Origin of the sequence: Mesorhizobium comanense (assembly GCF_005503535.1) — a bacterium.
GTDB lineage: Bacteria > Pseudomonadota > Alphaproteobacteria > Rhizobiales > Rhizobiaceae > Mesorhizobium > Mesorhizobium comanense.
Map to the genome: position 1 here is coordinate 60,183 of NZ_SCNN01000013.1, position 23,265 is coordinate 83,447.

19 protein-coding genes and 2 pseudogenes are annotated in these 23,265 nt (G+C 63.2%); 2 read left to right on the forward strand and 19 right to left on the reverse strand.

All coding sequences use genetic code 11. The features are described 5' to 3' along the window. Window positions 1-156 precede the first annotated feature (156 nt). The 17 genes from FFS37_RS21585 to FFS37_RS21665 all read right to left on the reverse strand — a co-directional run bounded on the left by FFS37_RS21585 (window position 157) and on the right by FFS37_RS21665 (window position 20,017). On the reverse strand, window positions 157-885 hold the full coding sequence (locus tag FFS37_RS21585) for a haloacid dehalogenase type II (RefSeq protein WP_137932999.1): 729 nt from the start codon (window positions 883-885) through the stop codon (window positions 157-159). An 81-nt stretch (window positions 886-966) separates the two neighbouring features. Continuing rightward, a complete protein-coding gene (locus FFS37_RS21590; protein ID WP_232375732.1) occupies window positions 967-1,809 on the reverse strand; it encodes an AraC family transcriptional regulator in 843 nt (280 codons plus the stop codon). 105 nt (window positions 1,810-1,914) lie between these two features. Further along, entirely contained in the window at window positions 1,915-3,132 is a 1,218-nt protein-coding gene (locus FFS37_RS21595; protein ID WP_137933000.1) for a mandelate racemase/muconate lactonizing enzyme family protein, read from the reverse strand. Window positions 3,133-3,303: 171 nt separating this feature from the next. Next, entirely contained in the window at window positions 3,304-4,290 is a 987-nt protein-coding gene (locus FFS37_RS21600) for a GlxA family transcriptional regulator (RefSeq protein WP_171026359.1), read from the reverse strand. 138 nt (window positions 4,291-4,428) lie between these two features. Then, the gene (locus FFS37_RS21605; RefSeq protein ID WP_137933002.1) at window positions 4,429-5,550 is read right to left on the reverse strand and encodes an ABC transporter substrate-binding protein; all 1,122 of its coding nucleotides are present in this window, start codon (window positions 5,548-5,550) and stop codon (window positions 4,429-4,431) included. 105 nt (window positions 5,551-5,655) lie between these two features. Next, the gene (locus FFS37_RS21610; RefSeq protein WP_137933003.1) at window positions 5,656-5,835 is read right to left on the reverse strand and encodes a hypothetical protein; all 180 of its coding nucleotides are present in this window, start codon (window positions 5,833-5,835) and stop codon (window positions 5,656-5,658) included. A 24-nt stretch (window positions 5,836-5,859) separates the two neighbouring features. Further along, window positions 5,860-6,120 (reverse strand): DUF2312 domain-containing protein, encoded by a 261-nt coding sequence (locus FFS37_RS21615; RefSeq protein ID WP_137933004.1) that lies wholly within the window; start codon window positions 6,118-6,120, stop codon window positions 5,860-5,862. A 162-nt stretch (window positions 6,121-6,282) separates the two neighbouring features. Next, window positions 6,283-9,741 carry a pyruvate carboxylase gene (gene pyc / locus FFS37_RS21620; RefSeq protein WP_137933005.1) on the reverse strand — a complete coding sequence of 1,153 codons (3,459 nt, stop codon included), beginning with the start codon at window positions 9,739-9,741 and terminating at the stop codon, window positions 6,283-6,285. A 375-nt stretch (window positions 9,742-10,116) separates the two neighbouring features. Further along, a complete protein-coding gene (locus FFS37_RS21625) occupies window positions 10,117-11,232 on the reverse strand; it encodes a branched-chain amino acid ABC transporter substrate-binding protein (protein WP_137933006.1) in 1,116 nt (371 codons plus the stop codon). 137 nt (window positions 11,233-11,369) lie between these two features. Then, the gene (locus tag FFS37_RS21630) at window positions 11,370-11,717 is read right to left on the reverse strand and encodes a DUF6867 family protein (RefSeq protein WP_137933007.1); all 348 of its coding nucleotides are present in this window, start codon (window positions 11,715-11,717) and stop codon (window positions 11,370-11,372) included. Between the two features lie 111 nt (window positions 11,718-11,828). Beyond that, window positions 11,829-12,557, reverse strand: a complete 729-nt coding sequence (locus FFS37_RS21635) for an ABC transporter ATP-binding protein (protein WP_137933008.1) — start codon at window positions 12,555-12,557, stop codon at window positions 11,829-11,831. Continuing rightward, on the reverse strand, window positions 12,557-14,089 hold the full coding sequence (locus FFS37_RS21640) for an ATP-binding cassette domain-containing protein (protein ID WP_137933009.1): 1,533 nt from the start codon (window positions 14,087-14,089) through the stop codon (window positions 12,557-12,559). Before FFS37_RS21640 ends, FFS37_RS21635 begins: the two co-directional genes overlap by 1 nt. Continuing rightward, a complete protein-coding gene (gene livM / locus FFS37_RS21645) occupies window positions 14,089-15,480 on the reverse strand; it encodes a high-affinity branched-chain amino acid ABC transporter permease LivM (RefSeq protein WP_137933010.1) in 1,392 nt (463 codons plus the stop codon). Before livM ends, FFS37_RS21640 begins: the two co-directional genes overlap by 1 nt. Window positions 15,481-15,484: 4 nt before the next feature. Continuing rightward, complete coding sequence (locus tag FFS37_RS21650; RefSeq protein WP_137933011.1) at window positions 15,485-16,387, reverse strand: branched-chain amino acid ABC transporter permease; 903 nt, start codon at window positions 16,385-16,387, stop codon at window positions 15,485-15,487. A gap of 335 nt (window positions 16,388-16,722) precedes the next feature. Beyond that, a complete protein-coding gene (locus FFS37_RS21655) occupies window positions 16,723-17,724 on the reverse strand; it encodes a 4-hydroxyproline epimerase (protein ID WP_137933012.1) in 1,002 nt (333 codons plus the stop codon). A 16-nt stretch (window positions 17,725-17,740) separates the two neighbouring features. Next, a complete protein-coding gene (locus tag FFS37_RS21660) occupies window positions 17,741-19,060 on the reverse strand; it encodes an NAD(P)/FAD-dependent oxidoreductase (protein ID WP_137933013.1) in 1,320 nt (439 codons plus the stop codon). Window positions 19,061-19,123: 63 nt separating this feature from the next. Further along, window positions 19,124-20,017, reverse strand: coding sequence for a dihydrodipicolinate synthase family protein (locus tag FFS37_RS21665; RefSeq protein WP_137933014.1), 894 nt, complete (start codon window positions 20,015-20,017; stop codon window positions 19,124-19,126). Window positions 20,018-20,189: 172 nt separating this feature from the next. Here FFS37_RS21665 and FFS37_RS36625 point away from each other — a divergent pair. Beyond that, a pseudogene (locus tag FFS37_RS36625) lies at window positions 20,190-20,285 on the forward strand (GntR family transcriptional regulator); the annotation flags it as partial. 150 nt (window positions 20,286-20,435) lie between these two features. Next, window positions 20,436-20,780 (forward strand): annotated as a pseudogene (locus tag FFS37_RS36630) (FCD domain-containing protein); the annotation flags it as partial. Window positions 20,781-20,789: 9 nt separating this feature from the next. Here the strand turns inward: FFS37_RS36630 and FFS37_RS21675 are convergent. Continuing rightward, a complete protein-coding gene (locus FFS37_RS21675) occupies window positions 20,790-21,107 on the reverse strand; it encodes a hypothetical protein (protein ID WP_137933016.1) in 318 nt (105 codons plus the stop codon). Between the two features lie 423 nt (window positions 21,108-21,530). Then, complete coding sequence (locus tag FFS37_RS21680) at window positions 21,531-23,027, reverse strand: CoA-acylating methylmalonate-semialdehyde dehydrogenase (RefSeq protein ID WP_137933017.1); 1,497 nt, start codon at window positions 23,025-23,027, stop codon at window positions 21,531-21,533. Window positions 23,028-23,265 lie beyond the last annotated feature (238 nt).

A 23,265-nucleotide genomic window follows, 5' to 3' on the forward strand; every position in this document is an offset into this window, starting at 1 on the left:
CGAAATTCGTTCTGGATGGCGTCCTGGGAACCGTAGCGGACATTTGGGTCCGTGCGCAACGGCGGCGCAGAAACGCCATCAGAAAGCTGCGCATTGGGTCTTGCGCGGGGACGGCGCGGACCCGTCGATCTCGCGGCCTGGACCCGGCGAATGAGATCAGTGCTTCTTGTCCACCGCGCGGTGCATGGCGGCAAATTCCGCCAGAGTTGGAAAATGACCTCCGACCTTCGGCTGGGCAATAGGACGCTTCGTTGCCCCTGGCCCCTCCATCCCGAACCTGCGGTCGATCCAAACGCTGGCCAGCCCAATGCTCTCTGCCGGCGCATGATCATGGAACAGACTCTGAGCCACATGAAGGACTTCGTCTTGCTGAATGCCCAGATCCTGCTTCAGCCTTTCGAACAGAAAGCGAAAATTGCCCGAATCCGGCTTATAGCTGCCAATGTCTTCCGCCGTGTAAACGGCATCGAAACTGACACCGAGCTTACGGTTTGAAGCCGCGAAACTCTGGCTGTCGATATTGGATATCACGACCAAACGGAAGTGCTGTTTCAGATAGGCCAGCGCCTCCCTGGAATCCGGAAAGGCAGGCCAATCGGGCACCGAGGCGCCGAAACGTTCATGCAGGTCAGCCTGCGCAGCGATCCCCCAATGTCGAGCGAGCCTTGCATGCACCACCGCCAACAATGTTCTGTAATGCAAGGAAGGAGTCTCGGCTTCCTGCCGCGTCTCCATATCCCCATAGGTTTCCAACGCTTCCTCTCGGCTGATTTCGCGATTTGCGATACTGAAAAGCGGCTGGAGCGCGTTCCAGATGCCGGTTTCCCAGTCGATCAGCGTGCCATAGACATCGAATGTCAGCGCTTTGAAACGGGTTAAATCCATATCGGTGATCCTCACACACACGAAATTTTCGGCATCCGTAGCGCGGTGTGACGCTGACATCTCGGCAAAACCTTCCGGACTTTAGGCTTTTCCTTCCGTTTTTCTAAGCAGATTTCGGCGAACTTCGGCCGGGGTTGAATTTCGCTCCCGCCGCATTGCGCGCGTCAGGGCGCTTTGATCGGAATGACCACTGAAAATCGCGATATCGGCGATGGAAAGGCGCGGATCGGCAAGCATCCGTTCAGCCGCATCGAGGCGTATTGCAACCAGATGTGCGTGCGGAGTGGTCGCGCACACCCTGATGAAGGCTTCATGCAGACGGGTTGGGCTCGTCCCCGCCGCTTCCGCGATATCGGCAATGCGGATCGGGTCGGCGAGTTTTCGTTCCATGAACGCAGTGGCTCTTCTGACGGCAAGCTCCGTGCGATCTGGACGATCCCTGGGAGGAGCGATGCGATCCAGCAGCAATGTGGACCAGGCGTTTCGATGCAAGGCGGACGGTTCCTGCGATGCCGCCAGCGCCGCCATGTAGTCGATCAGGCCGTGAACCTCCCCGCTGATTGGAAAGAATGCGGGTATGTCTTCATCCAGCTCTCGCATGGTTGGGCGGGACGGCAGGTCGAGGACAACGAAAGAGTCTGTTCGCTTGGCATAGAACGCATGCTGGCAGCCAGCGGAAACAAATGCGCCAATGTCGCCCGAAACTCGTCCTGAACGGTGCCCCAGATCGATTTCGAGGGTTCCGGAGACGGGCAGGATCACCTGGGGATAGTCGTGCTGGTGCCTCTCGATCTCCCCGGAGTATCTTCTGATTTCAACGACGGTTTCGTTCATGGATAAGTCCTTGGTATCCGTGGGGCCATGCTCTTCGTAATGAGAGCCGCCGAAGAACGAGCCGTCTTCGATTGGTTTTTTGTGGAGCATCCCCCTGGCTCCGTTGTAGCAGAGCACGGCGGCAGCGCGAGGGACGTTTATCCGCGCACAACTTTCGAGATGCTCGCGATCCGCCAGGCCAACGGTTTCGGAGGATCACGGCACCATCGGCACCTGCCTCATCTCGAGATGCAAATCCTTGCCGGTGTAGGGATGGGCATCGCAGACTGCTTCATTGAGCTCGACGCCCAGCCCTGGCTCCTTCGAGGGAATGACATTGCCGTCCTGCCACTCGATCTTCTTCTTCAGGAGCGTGGCGTGGAAACCGTCCCACTGCTTCAGCGATTCCAGGATCAGGAAGTTGGGCAGTGTCACCGCCAGCTGGATGTTGGCGGCGCCCACGATCGGGCCGCAATAGCAATGCGGCGCGACCTGGATGTGGTAGGCCTCGGCCATCGCTGCGATCTTCTTGGTTTCGAGGATACCGCCCGAGCGGCCGACATTCGGCTGCAAGATGGTCGCGGCGCGGTTCTCGATGACGCGGGCGAATTCGGCCTTGGTCGTCAGACGCTCGCCGGTGGCGATTGGGATCGAGGTGCCACGGGCAACCTGGGCCATGACCTCCGGCATGTCGGGCGGCACCGGCTCCTCGAACCACAGCGGATCGTAGGGCTCGATGGCGCGTGCGATGCGCAGCGCGCCGGACGCGGTGAACTGGCCGTGCGTGCCGAACAGGATGTCGGCGCGGTTACCCACGGCTTCGCGGATCGCCTTGACCATGCGGACCGACAGATCGATATCGGCCAGGCGCGGCTGGTGGCCGTCGAAGGCGGTGTACGGGCCGGCCGGATCGAGCTTGACGGCGTTGAACCCCTGCGCGACGCAATCCAGCGCTTCGGCGGCGGCCATGTCGGGGTCGTTGAAGGCGTTGCGTCCCTTGCTTTCGCCGGCATCGGTATGGACGGACCCGGCGCTGGGATAGAGATAGGTGTAGGAGCGCAGCGTCTCGTGGACCTGACCACCGAGCAGCTTGTAGACGGGTTTGCCGGCCTCCTTGCCGATAATGTCCCAGCAGGCCATTTCGAGCGCCGAGAAGCAGCCCATGCCGGTGACATCGGGCCGCTGGGTGAAACCTGAGGAATAGGCGCGGCGGAAGAAGTTCTCGATGTCGTGCGGATCGTGGCCGATCAGATAGCGCTCGGCCATGTCCTCGACCAGTTTGGCCGTGATGTGGGCGGAGAAGGTGGCGTTGTAGGCCTCGCCGTAACCGACCACGCCGCCATCGGTGGTGAGCTTGACGAAGATGAAATACTTGCCGCCGATGCCGGGCGGTGGGTTGCCGACAACCCAAGTCTTGACGTCGGTGATCTTCATGCCCGTCTTCTCCACTCTTCACCGGCCGTGCGCTTTAGACGCCTCCGGGCGAAGCGCGCGATGCCCGAAGGCACTATGCGAGCGTCACGACATCCCCTCTTCTCGGCTTACGCCAAGCTTTGTGGAAAATGCGGCGGCTTGCCCGGACCGCGACGGATCGCCCGCCGCCATTCACGGGATCAGCGAGTTTTCCCGGCGATAATGCAGCGGCGACAGTTCATAGATCGCCTTGAACTCGTTGGAAAACTGCGACGTCGACATGTAGCCGCAGCGGAAGGAGATTTCCGTCACCGCAAGCTTGGTCTCGAGCAGGAGCTTTCTGGCCCGGCGCATCCGCATGGTCACGTAGTACTGCTTCGGCGTGGCGCCGAGCGAGGAGACGAACTGCCGCTCGAGCTTGCGGCGCGAGATGCCGATGCGCTTGGCGATCGCCTCCACCGTGATCAGCGTTTCGATATGATCCTCCATGAGCGCGACGGCCCGCCTGACGGGCTCGGTCGATATCGGGTCCTCCACCTCGACCCGGCGCTGCACCGCGCTCGACGGCCGCCGCCGCGAATAGATCAGCAGATCCGCGACATCGGCGGCGAACACCGAGCCATACTTGTCGCCGATGATCTGCAGCATCATGTCGGTCGCCGCGATGCCGCCCGCGCAGGTGTAGAACCTGCCGTCCCGGACGAAGATGTCCTTGGTCGCCGTCACGTCCGGAAACATTTCGGCGAAGGAAGGTGCGTCGTCCCAGTGAATGGCGCAGCGCCTTCCGTTGAGCAGGCCGGAACGCGCCAAGGCCCAGACGCCGGCCGATACCGCCCCGATCTCGGCGCCGCCATGGCTGATATGCTGGAGCCAGCCGCGCACGCTCTTGTCCTGGTGCAGATAGCCGTCTAGCCCGCCGACGATGATGACGAAATCGGATGCCTTGACCGAGCCGATCAGAACGTCGGCGCTGATCCTTATGCCTGTCGAGGACAGCACATCGTCGGTGGTCGCGACGATCTGCCAACTGTAGGCCTCGTATTTGGCGACGCGATTGGCGATCCGCAGCGTGTCAACGATGCAGCCGAGTTGCAGCACGGTGAATTTGGGCAGCAGCAGGATCGACACGCTCCTGGTCCGCGTATCGGCCACCTCCGGGTTCGTCGGATTTTGATGCACGGCTCGTTCCTGTTCGCGCCGGACTATAGCAGGCCTTCGCGCGGCCGCCTCCCGGCACGAAAAGAGCCGGCGGGCCATTCGGGCGCCGCCGGCTCTCCGGTTCATCTTGAGGCGGGTGGCTGGCCCGCGCTGCGAAATTTACGGGGTGATGGGCGCGTACTTTCCGTCATGCCATTGATTGATGTCATATTTGGCGTCCTGGATGTCGCCTTTCTGATCGAACACGATCGGCCCGATGACCGTATCGACCGGCTTGCCATCCTTCAGCGCCGCCGCGACGGCGGCCGGATCATCCGAGCCGGCACGCTCGATGCCCTGGGCAATCGCCTGGATGGTCGCGTAAGCGAACAGAGTGTATCCCTCGGGCACGAAACCGCCGGCCTTGATCTTCTCGACGGCTTCCTTGGCCTCCGGCTTGGCCTGCGGATCCGCCGGAAATGCGAAAAGCGTGCCTTCCCCCGCCGGCCCGGCAATCTGCCAGAATTCGGGTGAAGCGATGGAATCGGGCATGATCAGCTGGACTTTGTAGCCCATGTCGCCGGCCTGGCGCATGATCAGGCCGCCTTCCGGAAACTGGCCGCCGAAATAAAGGACATCGACCTTCAGTTCCTTGAGCTTGGTGAGCAGCGCGCTGTAGTCCTTCTCACCCGGGTTGAGGCCGTCGAAGAGCACTTCCTTGAGGCCCGCCTCGTTCATCCTGGCGCGCACCGCTTCGGCCACGCCCTGCCCGTAGGCCTGCTTGTCATGCATGATCGCGACGTTCTTGCCGGCGAACTTTTTGGCCATCCACGGGCCGATGAAAGCGCCCTGTTCGTCGTCGCGCGTATAGAGGCGCATGATCGTATTCCAGCCCTTCTTGGCCGCCGCGTCGGTCAATTCGGGGTTGGACGAGGACGGGCTCATCATCAGGATGCCGCTCTCGGCATAGACCGCGGAAGCCGGGATGCTGGAGCCGGAACACGCATGGCCGGCGACGAACTTGATGCCGGCGGCCGCAATGCGGTTGGCGACCGAGATGGCCTGCTTCGGGTCGCAGACGTCGTCCTCGATCGACAGGCTGATCTGGCGGCCATTGACGCCGCCTTTCGCGTTTATCGCGTCGGCCGCCGCCTTCGCGCCCTGCTTGAACTGATCGCCGATGTTCGCGATCGGCCCCGTCATGGGACCGGCGACCGCGATCGTCAGATCCTCCGCGAAAGCCGGAGCGCTGCTCAACATGCTTCCAATCAACGCTGCCTGCAAAATTGTCCGGATTTTCATGCCATCTCCCCAATGCACAGTTTTCGAAAGGCTGGCCGGGTCCGGTTTTGCATATCGCGCCCTGTAAGGACTTCTATCGGGACAAAGACCAGCGAGACCGGCCGATCATGGCGGTTTTTTCAGTGCCGGCTTTGCACTTTCAGCCAAGTTTTGTTGAGTATTGAACGCGGCGGCGCAAACGCCCGCGCCGCCCTGCCGGCGCAAACGTCGACGGCGCCGGCCAATATGCGCGGCGCCCGCCCGGACATCTGCTGAAAGCAAAATGGCCGCCTTCGAGGCGGCCATCCGTCTGCCCGATGCGTTTGCCGATCAGGTCATGCCGAGGGCGGCCATGTAGAGATCGAGGATGGCGTCCTCCTCCTGGCGCTCGGCCTGGTCCTTCTTGCGCAGCCGGATGATGGTGCGGATCGCCTTGGTGTCGAAGCCGGTGCCCTTGGCCTCGGCAAACACTTCCTTGATGTCGTCGGCGATCGTCTTCTTTTCCTCCTCGAGCCGCTCGATGCGTTCGATGAGGGCGCGCAGCTGGCCGGCGGCAACAGTCTGGCTGGTCTCGGTGATATCGTCGGCCATGTTTTTCTCCAAAATTGAGGGCTGCGCCGCGACTCGGGGAACAGGCCGCAGCGAATTTCAGCGGTTCGATGCCCGACCGGGGGCAGCGGGTCAAGCCGTTATCGACGGCCACGGCAACGCTGCCGCCATCATGCGGACAGCCACCCTGCGAAAAGGTGCCGACTAACTGAAGGCGATCAGCAGATCCTTCGCGTCGATCTGGTCGCCGGCCTTGACCAGCACTTCGGCCACCGTGCCATCACGCTCGGCGTGCAGCGCCGTCTCCATCTTCATGGCTTCGATCGAAAGCAGCACGTCGCCCGCCTTCACCGCCTGGCCGGCCGCGACCGACAGCGCCGAGACCACGCCGGGCATGGGCGCGCCGACATGCGCTTCATTGCCGGGTTCGGCCTTGCGCCGCGCCTTGGCGGCGGAGGCGCCATGCGCACGGTCCGGCACTTTCACGCGACGCGGCTGGCCGTTGAGCTCGAAGAAGACGGTGACCATGCCCTTTTCGTCGACATCGCCGATGGCGAGGCAACGCACGACCAGCGTCTTGCCCTTCTCGATGTCGACGAAGATCTCGTCCTCGGATTTCATGCCGTAGAAATAGGTCGGCGTCGGCAGCACGCTGACCGGGCCGTAGGTTTCCTGTGCGGCGGCAAAGTCGGAAAACACCTTTGGATACATCAGCCAGGAGGCGAACTCATACTCCGAAAGCTTGCGTTCGAGCTTGCCCTCGATCTCCTTGCGGCTGGCCTCGAGGTCCGCCGGCTTGAGCAGCGAGCCCGGCCGCACCGTGATCGGCTTGTCGCTCTTCAGCGCCTTCTTCTGCAAGGCCTGCGGCCAGCCGCCCGGCGACTGGCCGAGATCGCCGCGCAGCATCGAGACGACCGAATCCGGGAACGCGATGTCCCGGGACGGGTTTTCGACATCGGCGACGGTCAGGTCCTGGCTCACCATCATCAGCGCCATGTCACCGACGACCTTCGATGACGGCGTCACCTTGACGATGTCGCCGAACATCAGGTTGACGTCGTGATAGGTCTGCGCCACTTCGTGCCAGCGCGTCTCCAGCCCGAGCGAACGCGCTTGCTCCTTGAGGTTGGTGAACTGTCCGCCCGGCATCTCGTGCAGATAGACCTCCGAGGCCGGGCCCTTCAGATCGCTTTCGAAGGCGGCGTACTGGTTGCGCACCGCTTCCCAATAGAATGAGATTTTGCGGATCCATTGCGGGTCGAGGCCCGGATCCCGCTCGGTGCCCTTGAGCGCTTCGACGATGGAGCCCAGGCAAGGCTGCGACGTGTTGCCGGAAAAGGCGTCCATCGCCGCATCGATGGCGTCGACGCCGCTCTCCACCGCCGCCAGCACCGTCGCCGCCGACAGGCCCGACGTATCATGGGTGTGGAAGTGGATCGGCAGGTCGGTCGCCTCGCGCAGCGCCTTGAAGAGGACGCGCGCGGCGGACGGCTTCAGGAGGCCCGCCATGTCCTTGACCGCAAGGATATGGGCGCCGGCCGCTTCCAGTTCGCCGGCCAGGCCGACATAGTATTTCAGGTCGTACTTGGCCCTGGCGGAATCGAGGATGTCGCCGGTGTAGCACATCGCCGCTTCGATCAGCTTGCCCTCGGCGCCGACCGCGTCCATGGCGACGCGCATGTTCTCGACCCAGTTCAGGCAGTCGAAGACGCGGAACAGGTCGATGCCGCCATGCGCCGCCTGCTTGACGAAATGCTGCACGACATTGTCCGGATAGTTGGTGTAGCCGACGCCGTTGGCGCCGCGCAGCAGCATCTGCAGCAGAAGGTTGGGCGCCGCCTCGCGCACCTTGGCCAGACGCTCCCAGGGGTCCTCGGTGAGGAAGCGCATGGCGACGTCGAAGGTCGCGCCGCCCCAGCATTCCAGCGACAGCAATTGCGGCAGCGCGCGCGCATAGGTTCCGGCGATGCCGGCAATGTCATGCGTGCGCACGCGGGTCGCCAGCAGCGACTGATGGCCGTCGCGCATCGTCGTGTCGGTGACCAGCACCTCTCTCTGCTCGCGCATCCAGGAGGCGAATTTCTCTGGCCCCAGCACATCGAGCTTCTGCTTGGTGCCGGCCGGAACATTGCCATTGAGATAGGGCACGACGGGTGCCGCCGCATCGGCCTTGGGCATCGGCCTGCCGCGCGTCTCGGGATGGCCGTTGACGCTGACATCGGCCAGATAGTTCAGCAACTTGGTGGCGCGGTCCTGGCGCTTGACCTGCTGGAACAGCTCCGGCGTCGTGTCGATGAACTTCGTCGTATAGGAATTGTCGGCGAAGCTCGGGTGATTGATGATCGCTTCGAGGAAGGTCAGGTTGGTGGCGACGCCGCGGATGCGGAATTCGCGCAGCGCCCGGTTCATGCGCGCGATCGTCTCGGCCGGCGTCGGCGCCCAGGCCGTCACCTTTTCCAGCAGCGGATCGTAGAAGCGGGTGATGACCGCGCCCGAATAGGCGGTGCCGCCATCGAGACGGATGCCGAAGCCGGTAGCGCCGCGATAGGCGGTGATGCGGCCATAGTCCGGGATGAAATTATGCTCGGGATCCTCGGTGGTGATGCGGCACTGCAGCGCGTGACCGTTCAGCCTTATGTCCCTCTGCGCCGGCACGCCCGATTCCGGCGTGCCGATGGCGAAACCGTCGAGGATGTGGATCTGTGCCTTCACGATGTCGATGCCGGTCACCATTTCGGTGACGGTATGCTCGACCTGGATGCGCGGATTGACCTCGATGAAATAGAACTTGCCGGTGTCGGCGTCCTGCAGGAATTCCACCGTGCCGGCGCCGACATAGCTGGTCTCGCCGGCGATCTTCAGCGCATAGCCGCACAGCTCCTGGCGCAGCTCCTCGCTGAGATAGGGCGCGGGCGCGCGTTCGACGACCTTCTGGTTGCGACGCTGGATCGAACAGTCGCGCTCGAACAGGTGCACGGCATTGCCATGCGTGTCGCCAAGCACCTGCACCTCGACGTGGCGGGCGCGCTCGATCAGCTTTTCGAGATAGACCTCATCCTTGCCGAAGGCGGCCTTCGCCTCGCGCTTGCCTTCCATCACCTCGCGGGCGAGATCGGCTTCGGAGCGGATGGCGCGCATGCCGCGGCCGCCGCCGCCCCACGAGGCCTTCAGCATCACGGGATAGCCGACCTCCTTGGCCAGTTTCTTGACCGCGTCCATGTCGTCGGGCAGCGGGTCGGTCGCCGGCACCACCGGCACCCCGACCTCGATCGCCAAGTTGCGCGCGGCGACCTTGTTGCCGAGCCGGCGCATCGTCTCCGGCTTCGGGCCGATGAAGGTGATGCCCGCCTCAACGCAGGCTTCCGCGAATTCAGGGCTCTCGGACAGGAGGCCATAACCGGGATGGATGGCGTCGGCGCCCGAAAGCCTGGCGACGCGGATCACCTCCTCGATCGACAGATAACTCTCGATCGGGCCCATGTCCTTGGCGAGGTGGGGGCCGCGTCCCACCTGGTAGCTCTCGTCGGCCTTGAACCGATGCAGCGAGTATTTGTCTTCCTCGGCCCAGATCGCCACGGTTTTGAGGCCCAGTTCATTGGCCGCGCGGAAGACGCGGATGGCGATTTCTGACCGATTGGCGACAAGGATCTTCGTGATGGCCAAGGACTGGGCTCCAGCAGCGGAAGGGACGGGAAATCGGAGCAATGATTAGCGTGAAAATGCTGCAGTGCAAACAGAATTGACGTAAGATTCAATCGATTGAAATCAAAACTTTGCGCCAAGCGCGGTCGCATCCGGTCAAATGCCGGCGAAAGCGTCGCGGCGGCCATTTCGGCGCGCGATCATTTCGCGGCTAAACCAACCGGGAAAAGCGTGGAACGGCCTCCGTCTGCAAATCCACCAGCCATTCTTGAATGCACCCGAAGCCCTCCGGGGCCGGCCGCGCCGAATTTGGCGGGATCGATGCAGAGGCAGCCCGAAACAAAAAATGCCCGGCGCAAAGCGCCGGGCATCTTGAAGTCAATCTGTCCGAACGGCTTATTTCGGGAACCAGGAATACTTTCCGTCGTCCTTCTTCTTCCACTCGTACATGATGTAGCCCGGCAGCTTCGGGTCACCCTTGGCGTCATAGGCGAGGTCGCCCAGGACGGTCGGGAACGGGCCGTTTTCATGCATTGCCTTGGCGACGGCCTGCGGGTCGTTCGACTTGGCGGCGGTGGCCGCTTCGGCGATCGCCTGCACGGCGGCGTAGGCGTAGAGCGTATAGGCTTCCGGCTCGAAGCCCTGCGCGCGGAACTTCTCGACGAGTTCCTTGTTGGCGGGGATCAGGCGCGGGTCCGGGCCGAAGGTGTTGAGCGTACCGGCGACGGCGTCGCCCGCGATCGCCGCGAGTTCGTCCGTCACGATGCCATCACCCGACATCAGCAGCGCCTTGAGGCCCTGGTCGGCCGACTGGCGGATGATCAGGCCGGCTTCGGTGTGCAGGCCGCCCCAGTAGATCAGGGTCACGCCGGCTTCCTTCATCTTGGCGATCAGCGCCGAGAAATCCTTGTCGCCGACATTGACGCCTTCGTACATGACTTCCTTGACGCCGGCGGCATTCATTGCCTTCTTGGTTTCGTCAGCGAGGCCCTGGCCATATGGGGTCTTGTCATGCACGACGGCGACCTTGGCATCCTTGAAATTCGCGGCGATGTAGGCGCCGGCGATGCCGCCCTGCTGGTCGTCGCGTCCGCAGGTGCGGAACACGTTCCACAGGCCGCGCTCGGTGAACTTCGGATTGGTCGCCGCCGGGGTGACTTCAACGATGTTGTTTTCGGCATAGACTTCCGAAGCCGGGATCGAGACACCCGAGTTGAAGTGGCCGACCACGAACTTGACGCCGTCGCCGACGAACTTGTTGGCGACCGAGATGCCCTGCTTCGGGTCGGAAACGTCGTCGCCGACTTCGAGCTTGATCTGCTCGCCATTGATGCCGCCCTTGGCATTGATCGCGGCGACAGCCGCCTCGGCGCCCTTCTGCAGCTGTGCGCCGAAGGCCGCGTTCGGACCGGTGATCGGACCGGCGACACCGAACAGGACGTCAGCCCACGCGTTGCCGCTGAACGCGACGAGCGCGGTCAGGGCGACGGCGGACAAAAGTGACTTTTTCATGTAAACGCTCCCATTAACGGAGTGGGCGTGGATGAAGCTTTCATGCGATGCCCACCCTTATCGCAGAAAGCATAGTTTGCCGATTTTCAGGCACTTGTCACGCCGATTCATCCCTGAAGCGGCGTTAATGATGAACGTCAACCTTTCGGTTTCCAGCTCAATAAGGAAGCTCTTTCATAGAGCCAGTTATACTGCGTGACCATCTGGTTGGTTCGCGTGTATTGATAGCCGACGAAGCCCAGTATCATCAGCACGATGGTATCTACGACATAGTATTGCGGCGAGAACATCGTGCCGTTGAACAGGGCGTGATGGATGAAGCGGATGGCGATGCCTAACCCCAGCATATAGGCGAACAGCTGCGGAAAGGTGCGCCAGGTCTGGGCGCTCGCCTTGCCGGTCATCCAGGCCGCCCAGCCGCCGAGCAGGCAGGTGACGAAGAAGAACTGCCAGATCGACGGCTCCTCGTAGATAATGCCTTGCATGGTGAAGTCTCCCTAGCACGACCCCGAAAAGTTGCGGGCTTTTCGGGCAAAGTTCATGCGACAAACAAACAATCTGAAACGAAGCGCCGGATGCGCGCATTCGCTCCAAACTCAGTGATGTCCGCCTTCGAGATAGGCGGCACGCACTTCCGGATTGGCGAGCAGTTCCTTGCCGGTGCCGCTCATCGTCACATTGCCGTTGACCATGACATAGCCGCGCGTGGCGAGCTTCAGCGCGCCAAAGGCGTTCTGCTCGACCAGGAACACGGTCAGCCCCTGGGTGCGGTTCAGCTCCCGGATGGCGTCGAAGATCTGCTTGACGATCAGCGGCGCCAACCCCAGCGACGGCTCGTCCAGCAGAAGCAGTTTCGGCCGCGCCATGAGCGCGCGTCCGATCGACAGCATCTGCTGCTCGCCGCCCGACAGCGTGCCGCCGCGCTGGGAGATGCGCTCCTTCAGCCGCGGGAACAGCGCGAACACCTTCTCGACGTCCTCGTCATAGTGCTTGAGGTTGTCGAGACTTGCGCCCATCTGCAGGTTTTCCATCACCGTCATGCGCGGGAAGATGCGGCGTCCTTCCGGCGACTGCGCGATGCGCATGCGGGCGATCTCGTGCGTCGGCAGCTGGGTGATGTCGGTGCCGGCGAAAGTGATGGTGCCGGCGCGGGCGCGCGGCGCTCCGAAGATGGTCATCATCAGCGTCGACTTGCCGGCGCCGTTGGCGCCGATCAGCGCCACGATCTCACCCTGGTTGACGGTGACATCGACCCCGTTCAGCGCCCGGATGTTGCCGTAGTAGGTCTGGACGCCCTTGATATCGAGCAGCGTTGTCCCGGCCATCACTTGTCCCCTCCGCGCTTGCCCGCGGCGGGCCTGGCCGCGGCGGTCTTCCCGGGCGCGGCCTTTGCGGACGCGTGGCTGGTCGCCACCTTGCCTGCGTCGACCCGGCGCGAGAATTCCGTCTCCTTGCCCTGACCGAGCAGCTTGGCCTGCTTGACCCACTCCTCGCGGGCAATGCGGCCATCGAAGGCGAGATAGGCCTCGGCGGCCTCCACATCGGCCTTCTTCCAGGCGCCGATCTGGTCGAAATGAAAGATGCCGTGTTCGTTGAGCTTCTTCTCGTTGACCGTGCCGATGCCCTTGATGCGGGTCAGATTGTCGGCCTTTCCGCCACGAGGGGCCTCCAGCCGGTTCGAAACGCCCCCGGCCTTTGCCGCCGGAGCCTTTGCTGCTGGCGCCTTTGCTGCCGGCTTCTTCGTCGCGGCGGCGCCCGTCTTCGGGGCCGGCTTTGCCGCCGGAGCAGGCTTGGCTGCAACCGGCTTGCTTGCAACGCTGGCGGCGCGAGCATCGACCTGCGCCGCTTTCGAGGCGCCCTTCGACACCGTGACCCGCTCGCCTTCGCTGTGGCTGACGGTGTCGCTCACCGGTCCGGCCAGGAATGACGAGGACGTGCCGGGGCCATGCGCGGCATCGGGGCCGGTGTCGAGTTGCTCGATGACGTCCTCGTCGCCGACTTCGGTCAGCACGGTTTCGACCTCTTCGTCGTCGACGCCGAGATAGGCGGCGATGACGCGTGGGTCGGTGCGCACCGACTGCGGATTGCCGTCGGAGATCTTGCGGCCATATTCCAGCACGACGACATGGTCGGAAATCTGCATGACCACGGACATGTCGTGCTCGATGAGCAGGATCGACGTGCCGCTGTTGTTCTTGATGTCCATCAGCAGCGTGTTGAGGGCCAGCGATTCCTTCGGATTGAGGCCGGCCGCGGGCTCGTCGAGGCACAGGAGCTCCGGTCCCGTGCACATGGCGCGCGCGATCTCGAGACGCCGCTGGGCGCCATAGGGCAGGTCGCCGGCCGGATCGTCGGCACGGTCGACGAGATCGGCCTTCTCCAGCCAATACTTGGCAAGCTCCACCGATTCCGCCGAAGCCTTGCGATAGCTCGAGAAGCCGAACAGGCCGAGCATCGTATAGCCCGACGCCTTCATCAGCTTGTTGTGCTGGGCGACGAGCAGGTTCTCCAGCAGTGTCATGCCCGAGAACAGGCGGATGTTCTGGAAGGTACGCGCCACCTTGGCGCGCGCCGGGATCTCATGATTGGGGAGGCGCTCCAGCAGATAGGTCGAACCATCGGCCCGATTGAGCGTGATCATGCCTTCCGAAGGCTTGTAGAAGCCGGTGATGCAGTTGAACACCGTGGTCTTGCCAGCGCCGTTGGGGCCGATCAGCGCGGTGATCTCGCCGCGCCTGGCTTCGAAGGACAGGTCGCCGATGGCGACGAGACCGCCGAACTTCATCGACAGGTGCTCGACCTGCAGGATGGCATCCTTCATGCCGGCGCCAGCCTGCTGAGATGGGATCGCGTTCATCAGCCGTGCCCCTCCTTGGTGAAGGAGCTTGAGACAGCCCTTCGCTCTTTGAGAAAGGCCGTCGGCTCGCGACTGCCCACGAAGCCGCGCGGCTTCCACAGCATGACGATCACCATGGCCATGCCGAACAGCAGCATGCGGTAAAGCTCCGGCGTGAAGTCGGGGCCGAACACCGCCTTGAGGAAGTCGAGCTCACGCAGGATTTCGGTTCCACCGATCATCACCAGCGCCGCTATCGCGATGCCGACCAGCGAACCCATGCCGCCCAGGACCACGATGGCCAGGATGATGGCCGATTCCAGGAAGACGAAGGATTCCGGGCTGACGAAGCCTTGCCGGGCGGCGAAGAACGACCCGGCGAAGCCGCCGAACATGGCGCCGGTGGCAAAGGCCGTCAGCTTGGTGGTGGTGGTATTGATGCCGAGCGAGCGGCAGGCGATCTCGTCTTCGCGCAGCGCTTCCCAGGCCCGGCCGACAGGCAGCCGGCGCAACCTGATGGTGACGAAGGCGGTGAGCAGGCAGAGCGCCAGGATCAGGTAGTAGAGGAAGATCTTGTAGTAGGCGCCGGACTGGGCGATGCCCAGAACCTTGGCGATGTAGTTCGGGTCCGAGACGTTGAACGACATCAGGCCGAAGAACGAGACTTTCGGGATACCGGAGATGCCGGCCGAACCGTTGGTCACCTCGCGCCAGTTGATCAGCACCAGGCGGATGATCTCGCCGAAAGCGAGAGTGACGATCGCCAGATAGTCGCCACGCAGGCGCAGCACCGGGAAACCGAGCAGCACGCCCCAGAATGCGGCCATGCAGCCCGCGGCCGGCAGCAGGATCCAGAACGACAGGCCGTAATGCGTTCCGAGCAGCGCATAGGCATAGGCGCCGACGGCATAGAAGGCGACGTAGCCGAGATCGAGCAGGCCAGCGAGGCCGACGACGATGTTCAGCCCCCAGGCCAGCATCACGTAGATCAGGATCTGGATGCCGAAATTGTCGACCCACTTCAACGAGCCCTGGAAGCCGACCAGGAGCACGATCACGATCGGGTACAGCAACAGGGCGCCGATGCCTATCTTGGTGAAGTTGCGGCGCACAAAGCCGGCTTCCGCGACGACGGCGGGAGCCTTGGCCTTGTCTTCCTTGGCGCGCTGCATGGCGGGCTGCGCGAAGCCGACATAGAGAAAGCGGCCGACCGCGGTGGCGATAACCACCCCGGCAAGCAGGCCCCAGCGCTGCACCAGGATCAGTTCGTTGGACATGTTCTGGTCGGTCCGCAGACCGATGAACAGCACGAACAGGCCCAGCGCTATGGCGCCGGCGTAGAACGCTTCGCGAAGCGCACGCTGAATGGGAGTCGCGACGGCGTCGCGCTCTGGATTTACCGTAACGGCCATGGGCTCAGACCTTTTCGACTTCTGGCCGGCCCAATATGCCGGAAGGCAGGAAGATCAGGACGATCGCCAGGATCGAGAAAGCGGCGACATCCTTGTAGTCGATCGAGAAGTAAGCCGACCACATGCTCTCGATGAAGCCGATCATCAGTCCGCCGAGCACGGCGCCCGGCAACGAGCCGATACCGCCCAGCACCGCGGCGGTGAATGCCTTAACGCCCGGCACGAAACCGTCGGAGAAGGCGACCACGCCGTAGTACATCAGGAACAGCGTGCCGGCGACGGCCGCCAGCGAAGCACCCATGATGAAGGTGATCGAGATGGTGCGGTCGACGTCGACGCCGAGCAGCGCCGCCATCTTGCGGTCCTGCTCGCAGGCGCGCTGGGCGCGGCCGAGCGAGGTCTTGTTGACCAGGTACCAGAACAGCGCCAGCAGCAGCGCGGTGACGATGACGATGATGATCTGCTTCAGCGAAACGCTGATGCCGTCGATATTGTAGACCTTGCTGACCATCGGCGGGATCGGCTTGTTGCGCGGGCCCTGCGTCACCTGGACGAAGTTGGACAGCGCGATCGACATGCCGATGGCGGTGATCAGCGGCGCCAGGCGGAACGAACCGCGCAGCGGCCGGTAGGCCACTTTTTCGATCGTCCAGTTGTAGAGGCTGGTGAGCAGCATCGCCACGATCATCATGATCAGCAGCGCGATGACCACGGGCACCGAATAGAACAGGGCGCTGAGGATGAGGAAAACGATCAGCGCCGTGAAGGCGCCCACCATGAAGATATCGCCATGAGCGAAATTGATCATGCCGATGATGCCGTAGACCATCGTGTAGCCGATCGCGATCAGGCCATAGATCGATCCCAGCGTCAGCCCGTTGATAAGCTGCTGGACAAAGTACTGCATGTGTACATGGCTCCCCTGGAATGTCGCCCATGCAGACGCATTCCTTTTCGTATTTCCCCTAGTCGTAAAGTTTCGAGCCCGGATTGCAACGTGATTTTTTTGATCGCCCTGCGTGTTTCCAATTCACGCCGTTGCGATCGCCCGTTTTTTGCACCCGACCCCTGGACTATCGCGGACCCTATCATTGGCATAACGCAATGTCTTTGACGATTCGACCGCATCATGCGCTTCGATTCGAAGAAATCACCGTCAAAATTAGGTGATGAGAAGATTCCTTGCGCCGCTGACAGAATTCATTTCTGTGTTTCCATCCCTTCCCTAACGTGATGAATCGACTACTTGACGATAAATCCGTGTGCGAACGGATCACGGTCGTCGATGAAGATCGTGTTCAGTCCCGTCATGCGCGCCCAGCCGCCGATCGAGGGAATGATCGCCGGTTTGCCGGCTACACTGACATCCTTTTCGACCTTGCCCTTGAACAGGGAACGGATGATCGATTCATGCACGAAGGCATCGCCGGCCTTCAGCTTGCCCTTGGCATGCAGCTGCGCCATGCGCGCCGAGGTGCCGGTGCCGCATGGCGAGCGGTCGATCGCCTTGTCGCCGTAGAAGACGGCATTGCGCGCGTCGGCCCCTTCGACCGTCGGCTTGCCGGTCCACAGCATGTGCGACAGCCGGTTGATCCCGGGGTTTTCGGGATGCACGAAAGTGTACTTTTCATTGAGCCGCTGACGCACCACCGGGCTCCAGGCGATGAGGTCGCCTGCCGAATGATCGGCCATGTCGCGATAGTTCTTCTGCGGCTCGACGATGGCGTAGAAATTGCCGCCATAGGCGACATCGACGGTAATTTCGCCAAGCTGCGGGCATTCAACCGTCAGCCCTTCCGCATAGAGGAAGGATGGCACGTTGGTGATGCGGACTTCCTCGACATATTCGCCGACCTGCTTGTATTCGGCGACGACCAATCCGGCCGGGGTGTCGAGCCGGAGCACGCCGGGCGTCTTCGGCTTGATCAGCCCATGCTCGATTGCCATCGTCACCGTGCCGATGGTGCCGTGGCCGCACATCGGCAGGCAGCCCGAGGTTTCGATGAACAGGATGGCGATGTCGCAGTCATCGCGCGTCGGCGGATAGAGGATCGATCCCGACATGACGTCGTGGCCGCGTGGCTCGAACATCAGCCCGGTGCGGATCCAGTCATATTCGGCGAGGAAGTGCGCCCGCCGTTCCATCATCGTCGAGCCCTCAAGCAGCGGGCCGCCGCCGGCAACCAGCCGCACCGGATTGCCGCAGGTGTGGCCGTCGATGCAGAAGAAGGATTTCCTGGCCATGACGCTCCTCGAAAAATCAAAATCTTTGTGGGCTGAAGGGGGCGAGATCGATTGACGGAGTCTGCCCCAGGATGAGTTCCCGGATCAACCGCCCGGTGGCAGCCGCCTGGGTCAGGCCGAGATGGCCATGGCCAAAGGCATAGACGACAGACCGGGATCCCGGCGCGCGGCCGATGACGGGGACCGAATCCGGCAGCGAGGGACGAAATCCCATCCACTCGCGCCCGCCCGAGGGATCGAGCCCGGGAAGGAATTTCCGAGCCTTTTCCAGAAGGGCCTTCGATCTGGCATAGTTGGGTGCGCGTTCGATGCCCCCAAGTTCGACGGCGCCGCCGACGCGCAGACCCGTCGCGAGCGGCGTGATGACGAAACCGTGGCCGGAAAAGATCAGCTGCCGTTTCACGTCGAAGGCGCCGACCGGCAGTGTGGTGTTATAACCGCGCTCGGTCTCCAGCGGAATGCGATCGCCAAGCTGGCGCGCCAGGAGGTGCGACCAGGCGCCGGCCGCGACGACGAGGCGCCCGGCTCGCCTGACGGTGCCATCGGCCAGTGTCAGGACAACGCCATACTGATCCGCCGCGATCCGGCTTATCAGGGCTGTTTCGAAGCGCGCGCCCTTGGCTTGTGCATAGGCCCATACGGCCTTGCCGAGGAGTTTCGGGTCGGCGACCGTCTTCCATCCCGGCACGAACGTGCCTTTGACGAAGCGTGGCGACAGGCCCTGCTGGAGCGCCGCCATCCCGTCGCCCTCGACATGCCGGAAGCCGATGCCGAAACGCCTGCGCGCCGCCCAGCCCGGCAGTGATGCCTTGAACTCCGCCTCGCTCTCATAGAGTTCGAGCGAACCGTCCTCGCGCAGCATCGACCGCGTGCCGGAACGGTCGAGCAGGTCAGTCCATTCGGCTTCGGCGAGCTTCATCATGCCGGCTTGGGTGGCGAGGCTCGCCTCGTATTTCGAGGGCGCACCGGCACGCCAGAAGCGGATCAGCCAGGGCAACAGCTTCGGCAGATAGGCCGGAGGAATGCTGAGCGGCCCGAGCGGATCGGCAAGCCATTTCGGCAATTGCCGGATCATGCCCTTGTGCGCGAGCGGCAGCACGTCGGAGAAGGCGAACGCGGCGGCGTTGCCGGAACTGGTCTCCTCGCAGATGCCGCTCCGGTCGAAGACGGTGACATCGAGCCCCGCCTCGGCAAGAAAGGCGGCCGCGCAGATGCCGATGATGCCGCCGCCGACGATGGCGACATCCTTCCCTTCTCCCGATTCACGGGACGAAGGCGCCTGAAGCGCGGATGAGGGGCGGCGCCCCGCCTCTGTCGACTTGGAATTTTCCTGCACGTCGGCGCCGCCTCTCCTCTGACCGTCGCCATCTTCCGCCTTCGAACAGGCGGAAGGAAGCTATCAGAAAGTCGGCAGTGCCGGCCGCACGGCCAGCGCATCCCTGACGATCTTCTCGACCGCCTTGCGGCGCTCGCCCGACAGCGGCTGGCGCGGCATGCGCACGCGGTCGTTGGTCTGGATGGCGAAGACTTCGGCGAGCTTGATGTTCTGCACCAGATAGGTCGAGACATCGAGGTCGAGCAGCGGCCGGAACCAGCGGTAGATCGAAAGCGCCTCCTCGCGGCGGCCCTGCTTCATCAATTGGTAGATGGCGACCGTCTCGCGCGGGAAGGCGGTGACCAGGCCGGCCACCCAGCCGATGGCGCCCACCGACAGCGCCTCGAAGGCGAGATTGTCGACGCCGGTGAAGAGATCGTAGCGGGTGCCCAGCCGGTTGATGATCTCGGTCGAGCGCCGGATGTCGTCGGACGATTCCTTGATGGCGACGAAGCGCTTGTCCGACGCCAGCTCCTCCATCTGGTCGACGGTGACGTCGACGCGGTAGGCAAGCCGGTTGGAGTAGATCATCACGGGCAGGTCGCCGGCCTGCGCGACGGCGCGCAGCGCGGCGACCGTCTCTTCGGCGTTGGTGTGGTAGATCGGGCTCGGCACCACCATCAGCCCGTTGGCGCCTTCCTTGGCGGCGCGCTTGGCGATAGCGGCGGCCTCGCGGGTGCCGGCCTCGTTGACCGTCAGAAGCACCGGCTTCTTGCCGGCGATTTTCTGGGCGGTCTTCAGCACCTCGATCTTCTCGTCATGCGACAGCATCGGGCCTTCGCCAAGCGAGCCGCAGACGATGATGCCGTCGCAGCCGGCCTCCATCTGCAGGCTGAAGCAGCGCTCCATTTCGGCATGGTCGAGGCGGTCGTCGGCGGTGAACTTGGTCGTGACTGCGGGGAAAACTCCGGTCCACATGGCTATCTCTCCATCTGATATATCAGCCGTATATTTGTTAAAAAGCGGGCTGTCAACGCTGAATCCGTTATGATATATGAAAAATATATCAGGAGCCTGCCCATTGATATCCATAGAGACGAGCACCGCCTTCGAGCCGGTGGCCACCAAGGCCTACCGCGTCCTCGAGCATATGATCGTCACGCTCGAACTGGCGCCGGCGAGCTTCGTCACCGAGGGATCCCTCATCGACCGGCTCGGCCTTGGCCGGACGCCGGTGCGCGAGGCGATCCAGCGGCTGGCCTGGGAAGGCCTGCTGGACGTCAGGCCCCGCGCCGGCATCGCGATCGCGCCACTGCATCCCGGAGACTGGTTGCGCGTGCTCGACGCCAGGCGCGGCGTCGAGGTGGTGCTGGCCCGTTCGGCCGCCCGCTTTGTCACGCGCGAGGCCGCCGACCTGTTTCATGAAGCGGCGCTGGCCATGCAGAAGGCGGTCATCTCGGGCAACGTGCTCGCCTTCATCCAGGCAGACAAGGCGCTCGACGAAGCGCTGGCGCTGGCCGCCGACAACCCCTTTGCCGCCCGCCTGGCCGCACCCCTGCAGACCCACAGCCGCCGCTTCTGGTTCCGTTACAAGGCGGATACGGGCCTGGCCGAGTCGGCCGAGCACCATGTCGCGCTGATCCGCTCGATCCTCGACGGTGACGAGGAAGGCGCGGCCAAGGACGCCAAGAAACTGATGGCGTTGCTGCGCGCCCATGCCGAGGTGGCCGCGACGCGCTGATCGGGCGGCTCAGATTCCGTGCGCGGCCGAGGCCACGGTGAGATTGTTCTCCCACCCTTCACCGGCCGCCAGAATGCAGCTTCGGCCCTTCACGTCGGTTATCAGCATCGTCCAGGATCCGCTCGCCGAAACAAAGATCTCGACGATGGCGGCCTGGCCGACCACGCCGTAGCCGGCCTGCTTTTCCTGGAAGGCCCGCGCCAGCCCCGCGACAACGTCACTGTGGACGCCGCAGACCAGTTGCGCCTGTGCCGATGGCGTCGACAGCGCCAGCGCGGCGCCGATCGTGGCTATCCCAAACCATCGAAATGAAAATATGCGTGCCATTTGGCACCTCCTTTGCCTTTGCGTTCCGGCAAGGGAGGCACATCGGACGGCCTCAATGTGCCGGAACGCTCCAGGCCGGGTTCGACGTCTTCATCACGTCACTCCTTCTGGTTTCCGGTCTGTCGTCACAGAGTGCGTTCTCGCACTCCTGGATTCGATATGGTGGGGTCCTGATCTGAAAACAAGCGCCTGGTCTGCCATCGCAAGGGCCCGGCGCCATCGGTACGCCTGGACGCAAGAGCGGCCCTCTACGCAAAAGCAGGCCTGAAAGCAAAACGGGCGCCCGAGGGGGCGCCCGTTTTTCGAACAGTTGCAGGAAACTCAGTTCATCGTCGGGATAAACGAACTCGGCACCATTCTTGATGCCGGCCCGCGCGCCCGCAGCCGCCCGCGGCGAGGACGCGCAGACGAAAAACCGTCCGGTCAGTTCATCGTCGGGATGACGAACTCGGCACCATCCTTGATGCCGGACGGCCAGCGGGACGTCACCGTCTTGGTCTTGGTATAGAAGCGGAACGCATCCGGCCCGTGCTGGTTGAGGTCGCCGAACGAGGACGCCTTCCAGCCGCCGAACGTGTAGTAGGCGATCGGAACAGGGATCGGCACGTTGACGCCGACCATGCCGACCTGGACACGGCTTGCGAAGTCACGCGCGGCGTCGCCGTCGCGGGTGAAGATGGCGACGCCATTGCCCATCTCGTGGTCGTTGGCGAGTTGGATGGCATTCTCATAGGTCGGCGCACGCACCACCGAGAGCACCGGTCCGAAGATTTCTTCCTTGTAGATGCGCATGTCCGATGTGACGTTGTCGAACAGGCAACCGCCCATATAGTAGCCGTTCTCGTAGCCCTGCATCTTGAAGCCGCGGCCGTCGACGACCAGCTTGGCGCCTTCCTTGACGCCGGTGTCGACGTAACCCTTGATACGCTCCAGCGCCTGCGCCGTCACGACAGGCCCGAAATCGGCCGAGGAATCCGTCGACGGGCCGACCTTCAGGCTTTCGACGCGCGGGATCAGCTTTTCCATCAGCCGGTTGGCGGTGTCGTTGCCGACCGGAACGGCCACCGAGATCGCCATGCAGCGCTCGCCCGCCGAGCCGTAGCCGGCGCCGATCAGCGCGTCGACGGTCTGGTCCATATCGGCGTCGGGCATGATGATCATGTGGTTCTTGGCGCCGCCGAAGCACTGCACGCGCTTGCCGGCGGCGGTGCCGCGCGAATAGATGTAGTGCGCGATCGGCGTCGAGCCGACAAAGCCGATGGCCTTGATGTCGGGATCGTCGAGGATGGCGTCGACCACATCCTTGTCGCCGTTGACGACGTTGAGGATGCCTGCCGGCAGACCGGCCTCGAGGAACAGTTCGGCGATGCGCAGCGGCACGCCCGGGTCCCGCTCCGACGGCTTCAGGATAAAGGCATTGCCGCAGGCGATTGCCGGCGCGATCTTCCACAGCGGGATCATCGCCGGGAAGTTGAACGGCGTAATGCCGGCGACGACGCCGAGCGGCTGGCGCATCGAATAGACATCGATACCGGGGCCGGCGCCGTCGGTGAACTCGCCCTTCATCATGTGCGGTGCGCCGATGCAGACTTCGACCACTTCGAGTCCGCGCTGGATGTCGCCCTTGGCGTCGGCGATGGTCTTGCCATGCTCGCGCGCCAGGATGTCGGCCAGTTCGTCATAGTCGCGGGCGACCAGTTCGAGGAACTTCATCAGCACGCGTACGCGGCGCTGCGGGTTGGTGGCGGCCCATTTCGGCTGCGCCGCCTTGGCGTTCTCGACCGCCGCGCGCAGTTCAGCCTGCGAGGCGAGCGCCACCGTGCCGCGCACGGAACCGTCCATCGGCTGCATCACATCCTGCTTGCGGCCGCTGGTGCCGGCGACGCGCTTGCCGCCGATGAAATGACCGTATTCGATCATGATTTCTCTCCCTGTTTTGGTGATGGTCCATTCTCCGCCTTTGAGGGCCGGATGGCAACGCGAGGAAGAACGCAACCGTTGTGCGGAAATTGGACAACAACAGCTGGGTGTGCATTAATTGCCGCAAATGATGAGTTGCCCTGAAGGCTGAAGCTTGCGTTCCTTCACACCCCCCTCTGTCCTGCCGGACATCTCCCCCGCAAGGGGGGAGATTGGCAGTTTCGTTGATGGCGCTGCT